The organism is Streptococcus entericus DSM 14446 (assembly GCF_000380025.1).
GTDB lineage: Bacteria > Bacillota > Bacilli > Lactobacillales > Streptococcaceae > Streptococcus > Streptococcus entericus.
This window is the reverse complement of record NZ_KB904187.1, coordinates 20,866-34,322: the sequence shown is the minus strand read 5'-3', so window position 1 is coordinate 34,322 and position 13,457 is coordinate 20,866. Positions and strand designations below refer to the sequence as shown.

At 37.9% G+C, this 13,457-nt stretch carries 13 protein-coding genes and 1 pseudogene; all 14 read right to left on the bottom strand.

Features of this window, described 5'->3' with window-relative positions; genetic code table 11:
* Positions 1-114: 114 nt before the first annotated feature.
* A complete protein-coding gene (locus A3GW_RS0110395; RefSeq protein ID WP_018369232.1) occupies positions 115-1,359 on the bottom strand; it encodes a cytidylyltransferase domain-containing protein in 1,245 nt (414 codons plus the stop codon).
* Positions 1,360-1,759: 400 nt separating this feature from the next.
* Positions 1,760-3,172: an oligosaccharide flippase family protein gene (locus A3GW_RS0110390; protein WP_018369231.1), complete on the bottom strand. Its 1,413-nt coding sequence runs from the start codon at positions 3,170-3,172 to the stop codon at positions 1,760-1,762.
* Positions 3,169-4,065 (bottom strand): glycosyltransferase family 52, encoded by an 897-nt coding sequence (locus A3GW_RS0110385; protein ID WP_018369230.1) that lies wholly within the window; start codon positions 4,063-4,065, stop codon positions 3,169-3,171. Before A3GW_RS0110385 ends, A3GW_RS0110390 begins: the two co-directional genes overlap by 4 nt.
* 4 nt (positions 4,066-4,069) lie before the next feature.
* The gene (locus A3GW_RS0110380; protein ID WP_018369229.1) at positions 4,070-5,026 is read right to left on the bottom strand and encodes a glycosyltransferase family 2 protein; all 957 of its coding nucleotides are present in this window, start codon (positions 5,024-5,026) and stop codon (positions 4,070-4,072) included.
* Positions 5,027-5,060: 34 nt separating this feature from the next.
* Entirely contained in the window at positions 5,061-5,687 is a 627-nt protein-coding gene (locus A3GW_RS0110375; protein WP_018369228.1) for a DUF1919 domain-containing protein, read from the bottom strand.
* A 25-nt stretch (positions 5,688-5,712) separates the two neighbouring features.
* The gene (locus A3GW_RS11140; RefSeq protein ID WP_018369227.1) at positions 5,713-6,675 is read right to left on the bottom strand and encodes a glycosyltransferase family 2 protein; all 963 of its coding nucleotides are present in this window, start codon (positions 6,673-6,675) and stop codon (positions 5,713-5,715) included.
* Complete coding sequence (locus A3GW_RS0110365; protein ID WP_018369226.1) at positions 6,662-7,750, bottom strand: O-antigen ligase family protein; 1,089 nt, start codon at positions 7,748-7,750, stop codon at positions 6,662-6,664. Before A3GW_RS0110365 ends, A3GW_RS11140 begins: the two co-directional genes overlap by 14 nt.
* A 14-nt stretch (positions 7,751-7,764) precedes the next feature.
* The gene (locus A3GW_RS0110360; protein WP_018369225.1) at positions 7,765-8,250 is read right to left on the bottom strand and encodes a glycosyltransferase; all 486 of its coding nucleotides are present in this window, start codon (positions 8,248-8,250) and stop codon (positions 7,765-7,767) included.
* Complete coding sequence (gene pssD / locus A3GW_RS0110355) at positions 8,250-8,699, bottom strand: PssD/Cps14F family polysaccharide biosynthesis glycosyltransferase (RefSeq protein WP_018369224.1); 450 nt, start codon at positions 8,697-8,699, stop codon at positions 8,250-8,252. The genes A3GW_RS0110360 and pssD overlap by 1 nt, the downstream gene beginning before the upstream one ends.
* A 1-nt stretch (position 8,700) precedes the next feature.
* Positions 8,701-9,300, bottom strand: a pseudogene (locus tag A3GW_RS0110350) (sugar transferase); the annotation flags it as partial.
* Between the two features lie 314 nt (positions 9,301-9,614).
* Positions 9,615-10,313, bottom strand: coding sequence for a tyrosine-protein kinase (locus A3GW_RS0110345; protein ID WP_018369222.1), 699 nt, complete (start codon positions 10,311-10,313; stop codon positions 9,615-9,617).
* 11 nt (positions 10,314-10,324) lie between these two features.
* The gene (locus A3GW_RS0110340) at positions 10,325-11,020 is read right to left on the bottom strand and encodes a Wzz/FepE/Etk N-terminal domain-containing protein (RefSeq protein WP_018369221.1); all 696 of its coding nucleotides are present in this window, start codon (positions 11,018-11,020) and stop codon (positions 10,325-10,327) included.
* An 8-nt stretch (positions 11,021-11,028) separates the two neighbouring features.
* Complete coding sequence (gene cps4B / locus A3GW_RS0110335) at positions 11,029-11,760, bottom strand: capsular polysaccharide biosynthesis protein Cps4B (RefSeq protein ID WP_018369220.1); 732 nt, start codon at positions 11,758-11,760, stop codon at positions 11,029-11,031.
* Positions 11,760-13,220: an LCP family glycopolymer transferase CpsA gene (gene cpsA / locus A3GW_RS0110330; RefSeq protein ID WP_018369219.1), complete on the bottom strand. Its 1,461-nt coding sequence runs from the start codon at positions 13,218-13,220 to the stop codon at positions 11,760-11,762. Before cpsA ends, cps4B begins: the two co-directional genes overlap by 1 nt.
* Positions 13,221-13,457 lie beyond the last annotated feature (237 nt).

Below are 13,457 nucleotides of genomic sequence, written 5' to 3'. Positions count from 1 at the left end.
TACTAAAAAGAGAAAACGGCAACCGTCTTCTCTTGTGGTTATTTATTACTTAACAACAATTACCATTAAAGTTTCTCGTGTCACCTAAGATGCTAAAACTAAGGAGCTTACCGATTACTTCTCACTTGGCAAACAGTAATTGGAAATTAATTCAAAATAAATCTGCTGACCATTCAGATTAAAATGGAGTCCATCTGAAGTATAGTCATAGCGAAGATGCCCATCCTGAGAGAGTTTATCATTGGTGGCAATCAGCTCAAGACCATACTTATCAGCTAATTCGACCAAGTAGGCATTCAAACGTGCAATATCATCATTATTTACACTATCCCTAAACAAGGTATACGGCACTTCAACCAAGGTTAAGGTGATATGTTTAGACCGTGTTTTTTCAATCAATGTGACGATATTTTGTCTAATATCATCCCAAGCATAACCTGTAATCAAATCGTTGACCCCAGCCGCTAATACCAGATGACTAATCTGACGAGACAGTATCTGGTCGCTATTTTCAAGTATCGTTGCCAGAGTCACGCCTCCGAGACTAAAGTTATCATAACCTTCCTGTTGGAAGCCTAGCAGGCGACTATCTCCTACAATCAGCTTATCTTGATGAGTTGTCTGGGATAATAACTGATACTGGGTCGCATAGAATGTTTTATTTTTGGCTTCACGTCGCTTATAGTCAAAGAAAATACGACCGATGACGCTGGTAAAATCAGCTCGCTCATCCACATCAAAAGAATCTTCCCTACTCATGAGATAGGCCTGTGTTTTCTCTGTGAAATAACTTTTATTGGTTAAATAAGCCTTTTTAGTAGTGATATAAATCGCACCATTTGGGGCATAAAGCTCTTTTTGGTCATTCTGCCGACGGTAACCCTTATCAACACCGCAAATGTCCTTGGCAAAATTATGCTCATAAAGTTCTGTAAAGAATTTAGGTGATTTATCTATTTTTGAAAAACTAACAACATTTTCAGCAATCCCCTGATGATATAGTTCTAGAGCTTCTCTAATGTGCTTACCTGTACGTAAGGGTGAGGTAACCTGTAACAAGACAAACACTTGATCATCATCAAAGTCCTGCAAAAAATGCTCTGTAAAGTCATAGGACGTTGAGAAATCAGTCGCCAGCTCAGCTGGTCGCAAAACAGATGTTATCCCTCTTGTCTCACAAATCTCATTATAAAACTCAGAATCCGTATTGACGTAAATATCCTCTAGCTCAAAGCAGCCAGATTCGATTGCCGCATCAATCGTGTGAAACATCATCGGCTTTCCATCCAAAAACAGCATATTTTTATGGGGTAAACCCTTTGAGCCTGCTCGAGCAGGAATTAAGCAAATTGGTTTCATAGATCTCCTTTACTTTTGAATGATTTTATTATAGCCAACCACGGTTGCGCCATCTGGAACATCTTTAGTCACCACTGCATTAGCACCTTCAAAGACTAATTCCGACGCTGTAACCAGACAAAGACATACTTCCTCCGAGAAGGCTCACAAGTTAAAAAGCATTCCGCAACTTATTTTTAGGATTGTAGACACAAATTTTGAGTTAGCACTTGACCAAAGTTCGTCAACACTAATTCTTAATTTGGTACGTACTTATTCCAGTGCTTCCCTATCAGTTAACGGCTCATGCCATCAACTTCGACAGGCAAATCCTGTCACCTAAAGAGCGGGCTTGGGTTTGAGTTCTCAAACGAATTGTTCTATAAATTCCTCTTTTTCTGAGGACATTATCTTATTTATATTAACTAATCCAATTTCTTCTTTGCTTATAACTCTGCCAACCTTCTCTTAGTTCTTGCCTAAACCAATAGATATACAATAATATCACACCAAATCCTATCAGCCAACGTAACCAAAGCAACGGCACAAAAAGCACCATCAATCCTGCATAGCTTATTACACCCAAGATAAGGAAAATATAAGTTTTGGGTCTAACATCAGTATAGGCGTAACGCTTTCTTGAAATCATGTGATGAAAAACCAACAAAGCCAGATAAGATAGCACCGTTGCTAAGGCAGCGCCATAAATACCGATAATCGGAATCAAGAACCAGTTTAGTCCAATATTAACCACCCCCGCAAATAAGGTTCCAACAGGAATTGTCTTTGTATTGGCATGATAAAATTGAATATTGACTGGGAAAGTATAGAGAAACGAGACAAAATAACTAACAATGATCAATGGAATAAAATGTATACTCTCCGCGTAGCGACTGCCCCCCATCAAAAGAGCCAGTTCAGGATAAATCGTCAAATAACCCAAGGTCAAAAAGACTGCCACTGCCAGATAACGTGAAATATAGTCGTTCAATTTAGCATAGTCTTTTTTCTTGGCTTCAAAAAACCAAGGCGTCCATGCAGTGTTTAAATTTAGCAAAACCAAAGAAATCAGTAGACCCAGATTATAACCAAAACTATAGAGTGCCACATCTTTAGTTGTCATCATCTTACCGATCATGATACGATCCATCTGGTTTAGTACCTGATGCCCTAAGTGATGGAAAATTAAAGGCAGGGACACTCTTAAGGTAAAGCCTAGATAGTCCTTGCGAAAAAGGGTTTTCCCTTTGGTATAGATGAAAACTATTGCAACAAAAGTGGCGATAAACAAGGGAATAAAATTTCCCAAAATCCGAGCCATGAGATGATTTTGCCAGTTACTTATCCAATAGAGAGAAAGACCTACCGTTGTGACTGCTGTGAAGGCTGATAAAAAGAAATTAGCTGTCGCTTTCTGATAAGTAATAAAATAAGTACCAAACAAACCCGTCACATAGCCAAAATAGCTCTGTATCACGATTAAAAGCAAAATCAATTCTGAAAAACCGAGCCAAGCTGCCAGAGCTGTCCTAAATAGAACAACTAGCGACAGGCAAGCAAAGGCAAAGGCCGTTGACACTGTGAGCGCATGGGAAACGTAGCTGTCATACTCCTCTTCAAACTTGATTTTAGCAGTCACAAAAGACCCTGATGTTTGTAGTCCAATGACCAATGAAAAGAGACCTACCCATGAGGTATATAAACTATATTGTCCAAAAACCTCTTGAGAAATTACTCGAGTGTAAATAGGAAGGGTAATAAAATTTAGACCTTGTAGCAACAAAGTACCTAGAGTATAAACTAAACTAGATTTAATGAGTGTTTGTTTTTTCATGAATTAGCTTTCATCTGTTTTAACGTAATTTTTTTATCAACACACGACAGAAAATCTAAGGCTGTCGATGAATGAGTTATCCCTTTAGTAAAGTGACAATCTGCAATAAGCTCATAGACTTCCATCGGCACATTTTTTTTCAAAAAAATCACATTAGTCAAAGAAGAGTAATCAACTTTATCTCGAGGATGAATTTTGAAGAAAACCTGTTCTCCTTCTCCATAAGATTCGACAATCTGACGGTAAAACTCTAGTTGCTCTTCTTCTGTAGTGATATCTCTATCCCAATAATCTTGCACTAAGGGTTGAGTCAGTACCAAAACTCCCCTCAGAGAATCTTGATAGTTCTCTAATCCAAAGATTGTTATAATTTTCTGCTTATGCTCCGGAACTAAATTTTCAAAAAGAGCGCTACGTGGCTTCTCTACCCATTTGGATTTCCTGCAGTCATTCGGCAAATATTTCACACGATTAACCTCAATGCTACGGACGTAACGTGAAAATCCTGACGGCTCTTCTCTCCTTAGAACAAAATTCAATAAACGACGTTTCATGGTCAGGGCATTGGCATAAACATTATATTCATGATAGTTATAGCCATCTTCAATTAGGTGGTAGAATAACTTATTTTTGCGTAAATAAGCACCAATCGGTGTCCAATCATTAAAGACATAAATGTCCGTCGCTCTATCTATCTCAAGTATCGAGAAATCAGTATTCTGCTCAGCAAATAACACTGTCGTATTTACGAAAACATCCCTTATTTTTTGAACGATAAGCTCATGATTTGATACGGTATCAAATACTATAATTTCTACCTGCTCCTCTACCGAGATTTTACAGAGTGTGATTAGTAGATGATAAACCGTGTGGCAAAAATAGACCTTTTTCAATTAACTATCCCCTATTTGATAAATAAATTACAATACTCGGAAAATAGCGATATGCAACCAGTTTTAACCGCTGTTTTATATCAGATTCTGAAAACACCTTCCAAAATAAATGTTTATGGCGCTCTACAATATCGTTTCTACGCTCCTGAGCGTCTTCAATGTTCCGTAAATAATAAGCTGCTCTAATCAATTCTATGCAGTAGGCATACCTAACTTTCTTAATAACTTCGCTATACTCAGAAAGATAGTCTAATTTTTCCTCAAACATTTCCAATTTGTCTAAATTAGACAAAGAAAACCCTGAATTGGTAATGCTGCCCTGTCTAATCCGATAATAGTACAATTCTTCGTTCAAGTATACTATTTTTTCGGAAGCCTTATACAACTTATAGGTTGTGAACGAGTCTTCGTATTTTTTCCCAACAGGATATAAAATATTATCAAATAATTCTTTTTTATATAGTTTCCCTTGAGCCACCGTTAAAGAGACCACAAAATAGTCCTTCTTCTCGTACATGGCTAATAAGATATCTTTAGGACTAAAGACCCTAAGATAATTACGAGCGTCAACAAGACTCTTCAACTGACCATCAACATCCTGACGTAAAGCGATAGCAGAAATATCTGCTTTCTGTTCAGTTAACAATCTATGGAGAGTTTCAACATAGGTTGGTGAGATATAGTCATCAGAATCAATAAAAGTTATAAACTCTCCTTTAGCTTCCTTTATCCCCATATTTCGCGCATCTGATAAGCCCCCATTAGGTTTAACAAGATACCTTACTCGACTATCGTCTTTAGTCATTTTTTTAGCTAGTTCAATACTTTTATCTGGACTTCCATCATCAACAATTAAAATTTCTAAGTTAGTATAAGTTTGAGCCAGAACACTATTAATACAGTCTTCGATATACTCTTCAACTTTAAAAACTGGAATAATAACACTGATTAAATGTTCCATCTTGTAAAATTCTCCTGTTTAAATATCTAAGATGTTACACATGATCTAACCAACTCTCCACATCAAAATACTGTCTATAAATTTTCATGTCTTGACCATTTAATATCTCATTTTGATGAGATAACGATTTTAATTGAACAGCATGTTTTAAATCAGGATACGCCTTAGCAGTAAAGATAATTTTATTCTCTAAAGGTAGGCGATCAAATTCATACAGAAGAGACCGAGTGGCACCATCACTATCGTTCATCTTGAAAAAAAGGTTATTGTAATTTACCCGTTGAACACGTCGTGTCCATTTCTCTAAAGCTTCTCGCTCAGTAGAATAATGTAAAAAATGTACCTCTACATCTCCCAGCAAGGCGAGCGGGTAATTTACTTCACCAATGTAACGAGAATTTTTTACAAAAACTAATTCTTGTCCTAGATAGCCTTTCAAATCTTTGACTAGTTTAAGATAGTCCTCAGAATAAATAAATAAATCTACAAAAGGAGTACGATAAGGCAAACCATGCTCTTGGTATACTCTAGCTCCCCAGCAATTATCGGACACAATGGTAAAGTCTTTGTTTATCAATCTCTTTTTTTCTTTGCGAAAACGAATAGGACAAATATACTTTATATATAATCGTAAACCTAGTTTTCTTAGTTTTTCTTTCATCAACTCTAGTCCCTCTATAAACTCATTAGTAGCCTCTAAACCGTTTCCAAACAAATAAATATAACAACGGACTAATTTTTAACAGTAAAATACTGATAAATTGTTTTTTATCTAAATATCTATAAGCTGAAGCAAGTGGGTAGTTTTTTATTTCCGATAGATACAATCGGTATATTTGTTGTTCTTCATGCCTAGCATTCTTTATCAATAATTGACCAAGTAGCTTTGCTATTTCATAAATGGTATGGGCTTGAGCATACGGATATATACTGCTACCAACCATTGTTTCCATGCGTTTCGATAGCGTCACCGCATCGATATATTTTTTTGAAAATGGCGAGGTCATTGCTGAATCTTCACGAATAATATATCGATAATGACTCTTTTCGGTGTTGATAAAAATATTTTTACAACGTAATAGGTACTCGAAAACAAAAAACATGTCCTCGCCGATGGCATAACCTTCTTGCATACGAAGACTACTAATAATGTCACGACGAAATATTTTATCACAGAGAGTGTTCTCTATCACATTCCCTTTTAAAAAAGATATCAATATCTCAGTCCGACCTGTTAACCTTGCTACAATTGCACTATGTTTTTTTTGTTCACTACTAGCCGTGACAAAAGAAAAATCTGTAATGGCTAAATCAGCTTGTTCTGAACTAATATAAGTTAGCAAACTTTCACACATATCTGGCAGTATCTTATCATCTGCGTCCAAAAACATGACATAAGGTGCAGTCGCTTCATCTAGTCCCTTGTTTCTCGCTGTTGAAACACCACCATTCTCCTGATGAAAAACTTTGATATTCTTATAAACACCCTCATAGGCTCGACAAATCTCTAAACTATTGTCTGAAGAACCATCATCAATCAAAAGAATTTCAAGATTAGAAAAGATAGTCTGAGAAACAATGCTATCCAACATTTCCATAAGATAGTTCTCAACATTATAAACAGGGAGAATCACACTAATTTGAGACATTTGGCTTCCTTTCCCGTACTAGTTGGTTGTTAAGAATGGTCAACAATAAGACTAATATTGGCGCAATGAATAAATTATGGAAGCTACCTACTAGAAACAGCAAATAAATCACCCAATGAATTGTTTTTTTAAAGAACAAAACAAAATAGAGCACGACAAAACCAACAAAACCATACTCGACTAACCACATAAGTATATCTTGATGAAGAGGATAAGTCTCAGTTTTTATCCACGGCAACAGACGAGCAGTCTCAAAAAGTGTATAGCCTGCTCCCTTACCAAAAATATATTCTTTAGGATTTTCAATGATCGCTCTAAAAAAATATTCAAATATTTGTTGCCTAGCTTCACTACTTTGAAACGCGTCTTCTCGAAGTTGAAATGATGTGATTAGCAAGAACACAAGAAAACTTGATAGCAAAGTAATAGTAATAAAAAGAATAGCTTTAGCAGGAGTATTTAATCTCTTAGTCTGCAGTAATGGTTGAATAATACTGACCCAAAATATCAGCATTAAAGCCAGAAAAAATGTAGAACGACTGGAAGTTAAATAAATTTGACCTAAAGATAATACCGAATAGAAAACTCGCTCTCCTTTTGTCACTAAGGGAGAAAAGTTAAAGTAGCATAGAGCAATTAACAAAACCATAGAAAAAATGGTTGGCGAAGTATTAAAAAAACCTGTCACTCGAGGTATACCATCCAAGTATTGTCTAACCGAATAGAACAGTCCCATCCAAATGGTACCACCAAAAAGGAGCTTACAGTTCTCAAATGATAAGACACTCGCTAAAAAAAATAGAAGTGTTGTAAGAGCATAAACACGAGCATGATAGCCTCCTCCACCCATATAGAGCACATAACAAAAAGTTGTGGCAGGGATAAGAAAATCAGTAAATCTTAAATAACGTTTATCAAAAACAACAAAAATAAATGAGAATGCTAAGTAAGCAAAAGTTAAAATCAGATTATAATACCCTGTCGGAAGATCCGAACTATAAAATTGCTCATTAAGCGAGAACAATATAAGCAATTGAAGGAGACTCTGAAAAAATAAACGAAGGTTAATTGTCATATTTCCTCCTTATCCTAAAATAATGTCTCTACAACTGCTTCTAATAACGAATTGAATCGCATATTATTAGTCTCTATTCTTTTTGTCCCTGTCATGGATTGTTTTATAGCCAAACTCAAATCTGAACAATCTGAGATAAATTCAAAATTATAATTCATTCGTTCTAATATATGAGAAACAAATTCCATTTGATGATCATTGACATGTTCATCATACTTTTTCAAACGCGGTACGACAATCAGCCTCTTTCCTTTAGACAGAACAGACATAAATGTCGACGGTCCACCATGTGTAATGACCAAATCAGCCCGTTCAATACAATCATTCATTTCATTATGACCTAGCATTGACTGCCATCTGCAATATTTAGGCTGATAGGTTGAATAGCCTGTTTGGATAAAAACATCCTCTGTAATGTCCCCCTCAGCAACTAGTCCATCAATTTCTTCTATTAGTCTATTAAATTGTTGCTCGTGTGTTCCTACTGTCACAAAAATCATTAAAAAATACTTCCTAAATTAATAGCTTTGGGATAAACTTTTTTTAATTCTTCCCATTGAACAATGAACCGGTCTGTCACTGGATAGACAAGTTTTCCAGTTAAGGTAGGTCTATCAATCCGATCAAATACTTCAATATAAACAGTCTTAGCTCCAAATAATTTGCCTAGGTAGAAAAACGGAACAGCAACCGCTGCACCCGAAGAAATGATTAAATCAGGCTTTTCCTGTCGCAATAATTTATAAGCCAAAAATGTATTTTTAAACAAATTTCTAATATTACGATTGGTAGGATGGTGGCAGGGATACATTTTTTCATCTTTCAAAACACTACGAGCATCCTCTTTATCAAACGTTACCCAAAATCTCTCTTTATCACTCCAGAAAGATTTTAGTAAATAAAGATGTGTCAAATGTCCGCCACTTGAAGCAACTAAGCAAACTTTCATCCTACCGACTCCCCTCTTTCAGCAAAACAACTTTAATTGTTTTCAACAGTATTTTCACATCCAACCACAGAGACCAGTTATCAATGTAGGCTGTATCCAGCTTAACAACTTGTTCAAAATTCTGAATATTGCTCCGTCCACTGACCTGCCACATGCCTGTGATACCTGGTTTCATGGCTAAGCGTTTAAAATGGTGCCAATCGTATTTTTCATATTCTTCAACTGTAGGTGGTCGTGTCCCAACAAGCGACATGTCCCCTCTTAAAACATTGATAAGCTGAGGCAACTCATCAACCGACCAGTCTCGCAGGCGTTGCCCCAATGGGAATACTCTTGGATCTTTTTCCATTTTAAACATCAAATCAGAGCTAACATCGTTATGCTGTAATAAGTCAGCCTTTCGTTCCTCCGCATCTAAAGCCATACTACGAAACTTATACATGCTAAATCTCTTGCCATGTTTTCCGACACGAGTCTGGGCAAAGAAAACTGGACCTGGAGACTGTTTTTGAACAACTGGATAAATAAGGATATAGACAGCACCCACTAGAAAAAGGCCCAAGCACGAAACAACAATATCAATAAGGCGCTTAAAAAGAAGGGATAGTGATTGTTCAGGGATATTATAGCTATTTTCTTCGTTATCAGGTGATAAAACTATGGTAGGAAAACCAGCGGATAAAATTTTTGCTTGATTATCTTTAAATAACTCATTAGAAAACTGAGGGATAACTATTCTAGTGATTTCTTGTTGAGCAAGAGAGCATTTAAGTTCAGCAAGAGAATCCCCTAACAAAACATCCTGATTATTTTGCTCATTATTCTTTAACAAATCATTCCCTAATCTAATCTTTTTGTTGATTAAACGACGCAAAATTCCCCCCTTTTTTAACCTACCTCATGTTTAAAAGTAGTCTATTTCACTTTCTTACCATAATTCCCATAATCACCATAGTGCCCATAAGAGCCGTAATTATCAACGGTCTGCTTGACCTTATTCAGAATAATACCTAGAAACTGTGCACCACTTTGCTTCATCTGGTCAACAGCCTTGGTGATAAATTTCCGTTTGATTTCGCCTGCTTCCGTAACAACTATACTGGCATCACATTGCTGTGCAATAATCGCAGCATCAATCACCATACCAATTGGTGGTGAGTCAATGATGACATAATCGTACCAGCTTCTAGCATTGGTCAATAGCTCCTTGAAATTGTTGTTTTGCAACAACGTTGTCGGATTAGGTGGGAAAGGTCCTGTTGGAATGACGGATAGATTTTCCACATTGGTATCACAGATGACTTCCAGCAGTTCGCTATTGCCTGATAAATAGGAAGTTAGCCCTGCAATTTTACCATTAGCCTTAAACGTCCCTGACATGATAGAGTTACGTGTGTCCGCATCAATCAGGAGCGTTTTGAAGCCAGAACGCGCAAAAGACACTGCTAAACTCGTCGCCGTAGTGCTCTTGCCTTCGTTCGGTTGCACTGAAGTCAGCACAATGGTCTTAAAATGAGCACCACTAAAGCGAATGTTGGTACAAATAGCATTGTAATATTCTTCTGTTTTTTTGATGTCTAAAGCCTTGTTTCTAGTTAGTTCTAATTGTGGCATGTTATAATCTCCTATTTGATTTGAGCGGTATCAGGAACCAATCCTAGAAGGGTTAATCCCAGCACTTCTTCCACATCTTCAGGACGGCGGACGCGATCGTTCAAAATCTCAGTCAACATCACGATGACAACAGCTAAAAAACCACCTGCCAAGGCACCCAGAAGGGCATTTCTCTTGAGATTTGGAGACGACGGAGCAGAGGCATCCTCTGCTTCTTCCATTGTCTTGACTGTTTCAACCTGCGTGATGTCCATAATTTTCTCAGATGCGACCTCGCGCACAGCATTGGCTAGACGAGTCGCTTCGCTTGGGTTCTCATCCTCAATTGAGATTGAGATAATCCGCGTGTTAGTTGGGATAGACACTGAAAGTTTGCCCAGTAGAGCTTCTTTGCTGAGGTTCAACCCTTCCTTTTCAATGACAGTCAACAGGACATCTTTAGAGGTGATAATTTCCTTGTAGTCCTTGACGAGATAGTCACCGACCTGAAGGTCCTGAGTCGTGATTTTTCCTTCGGCTTGACCTCGCTGGTTACCAACATAGATACGAGTAGTCGACGTATACTTCGGCGTTAGCACAAAACTACTAACCGCTAGAGCCGCCGTGGCAAATAGCAAGGACGTAAACAAAATCATAAATTTTTTCGCCCAAAGTTTTTTCAACAAGAAGAGCACATCAATTTCAATGGTTGAGGAATTATTTTCCATGGTATCTCCTAAATGTATTGATTATCTAATAAGGATTGCGGGTTGGTTATAAATAAATGTTCTGCCCGCTCAGCTCCGTAGGCTTGAGCAACGATGTCATAAGCCTTTTTCATAAACGGTTTACGGCTGTCTAGATTGTGCATATCACTAGCCACGCAGTGAACCAGATTTTTGTCGAGAAAGAAACGCGCACGTTTCTTGTACTCTTTCAGACCATCTCCAAATAATTTTGGTTTAGTGACATGTACACTGTTGATTTGCGTATAAGCGCCCATCTGAATCAGGTCTTTGACTTTTTTGTCATCAAAAGCTAGCGCATGATAGCGTTCGATATGGGCTAAAACTGGCGTGATACCGAGCAAAGAAACCTTGCTCACTGCTTGGTGAATATCCTTGTAAGGCGTATTAGAACTAAACTCGATAAGAGCAAATCGTGTCCCGTTCAAGGTCGGAAAATAGCCTTTTTCTAATTGCTCCATCATCTGGGGACTATAATAAAGTTCCCCACCATAAAACAACTGTAAGTCAGGCAACTGCTCTTTGACCTGAGCTTTAACCGCCAAAAAATGACTCAATATGGTTTCTTCAGGTGTTTCAAACATGCCTTTTCGCCTGTGAGAGGTCGCAACAACTTGACGAACCCCCTGATGATAGGCTTCTTTTAAAAGATTTAATGACTCATCAAGGGTTTTAGGACCATCATCAACACCATAGATAATATGCGAATGAATGTCAATCATTAACGTCCCTCCAGCACATCCAACATTGCTTGTTTAGCCTGAGCAACACTGGCTTCATCCAAACTCACCATATAAAGCGCGGCATTTGGCATGGCATACGATGGTAACTGACCCGTTGAACCATAACCTGTCACTGCCTGAGAAGTCACCTGATATTGACCACCTGCATCCAACTGACCGTTTGCCAAATCCATCATGGTTGACAGTGGCATATCCGTCTGAACTGATCCGCTCAAGCCGTCAATCAAACTTTGATATTTTCCAATAGATTCCAGCGAAGCCAACTTGTTGACTAAGGCTGAAATAACCTTCATCTGATTTTTCCCACGGTCGTTGTCGCCACCTTGTAAACTATAACGCTCACGAACAAAAGATAGAGCTTGTTCAGCGTTCAAAGTAATATGCCCCATTGGGAAATGATATTTTCCATGTAAGCTAGTAAACTCCTGATCATTGTCGACTTCAATCCCTCCGACTAAGTCAATCAGCTCAACAAAGGAGGTGAAATTAAGACGAACATAGTAATCAATCGGCAGACCATAGAGGTTCTCAAGTGTTTGAACAGAGGAGTCAACACCATAGATACCTGCGTGTGTCAGTTTATCAGACTGACCGTTTCCACCACCTGCGATTGGCACATAGGCATCGCGCGGCGTTGTTGTCAGAAGCACTTTTTTTGTTTGGCGATTGACGGTCATAATGATATTAACATCTGAACGTGAAACACCTGAAATAGACCCATAAGAGTCGATGCCGCTGATGTAGATGTTAAAGGCATCGCCATTTGTTACTGTTTGTTTAGGTGGTGCCGGAGTTTCAATTTTTGTGCCGTAAAGGGTTCTAATCTTGCTTGTAAACTCGGGATCAACTGCCTCCAAAAGCGGGATGTAGGCTTGATTGAGCGCCATCGCTTTTGAGTGGTCTGACATAATTTGGTTGTAAGCCGTTTGATAAGCATCAACCGTGTCAACGTTTGGTGTCAGTGACTTCTCAGCTTTGAGATTGGCTAACAATTTATCAAGATTTGCCGCGTCATTAGCAGGTGCAAGGAGGCTTGTGACTTGGCTGATATCCGTCAGCGGGCTATCGTTTGCAACAATAACGGTCATCTCAACCTGTGAAAAGCTCGCGGTTTGATTTAATTGTTTTGATAAGTCAATAGCTGAATGGGCAAAGAAAATCCCTGCACCAACTAGTAAGCTAGACAAAAGTAAGAGAACACTATTAAATAGTTTGGCTTTTTTGGTTACAATAAGCAACAAGCCTAGGCAAAAAACAAGAAATAGAAGACCTATGGCTATCCAGTTGACCGACCGAAAGGCCAGAAAGTTATAGGTTACTATTAAAAAAGCAAGATAAGCGCTCGCCAAAGTGTATAAAGCTAGTAAAAATAAATTAAACAGATTGGTTAGTCCAGTTGCAGACTTTGCTTGGCGATGCCGTTGTGAACGCTTGTTCATCGGTTCTCCTATAATGATTATTATTTTATTTATTCACTCAAATTATAGCACCTTGTAACATTTTTTACAAGTCATTTATCGTCTAAATCACGCTATATCTCTTTTGTAAACGCATTACCGCCAACAAATGTTTTCCTTAGGAAGACACAAAGAACGCTACTGCTGATCAGGAAAGTAGCAACTCCTGACACCAGACAAGACTAGATAACTAAAAAAACAGATACACCAATCAAATAA

Coding starts and splice junctions, on each gene's coding strand:
- cpsA (WP_018369219.1), bottom strand. CDS start 13,220: ATGAACAAGCGTTCACAACGGCATCGCCAAGCAAAGTCTGCAACTGGA.
- A3GW_RS0110390 (WP_018369231.1), bottom strand. CDS start 3,172: ATGAAAAAACAAACACTCATTAAATCTAGTTTAGTTTATACTCTAGGT.
- A3GW_RS0110365 (WP_018369226.1), bottom strand. CDS start 7,750: ATGACAATTAACCTTCGTTTATTTTTTCAGAGTCTCCTTCAATTGCTT.
- A3GW_RS0110360 (WP_018369225.1), bottom strand. CDS start 8,250: ATGATTTTTGTGACAGTAGGAACACACGAGCAACAATTTAATAGACTA.
- A3GW_RS0110345 (WP_018369222.1), bottom strand. CDS start 10,313: ATGCCACAATTAGAACTAACTAGAAACAAGGCTTTAGACATCAAAAAA.
- A3GW_RS0110375 (WP_018369228.1), bottom strand. CDS start 5,687: ATGAAAGAAAAACTAAGAAAACTAGGTTTACGATTATATATAAAGTAT.
- A3GW_RS0110340 (WP_018369221.1), bottom strand. CDS start 11,020: ATGGAAAATAATTCCTCAACCATTGAAATTGATGTGCTCTTCTTGTTG.
- pssD (WP_018369224.1), bottom strand. CDS start 8,699: ATGAAAGTTTGCTTAGTTGCTTCAAGTGGCGGACATTTGACACATCTT.
- A3GW_RS0110380 (WP_018369229.1), bottom strand. CDS start 5,026: ATGGAACATTTAATCAGTGTTATTATTCCAGTTTTTAAAGTTGAAGAG.
- cps4B (WP_018369220.1), bottom strand. CDS start 11,760: ATGATTGACATTCATTCGCATATTATCTATGGTGTTGATGATGGTCCT.
- A3GW_RS0110395 (WP_018369232.1), bottom strand. CDS start 1,359: ATGAAACCAATTTGCTTAATTCCTGCTCGAGCAGGCTCAAAGGGTTTA.
- A3GW_RS11140 (WP_018369227.1), bottom strand. CDS start 6,675: ATGTCTCAAATTAGTGTGATTCTCCCTGTTTATAATGTTGAGAACTAT.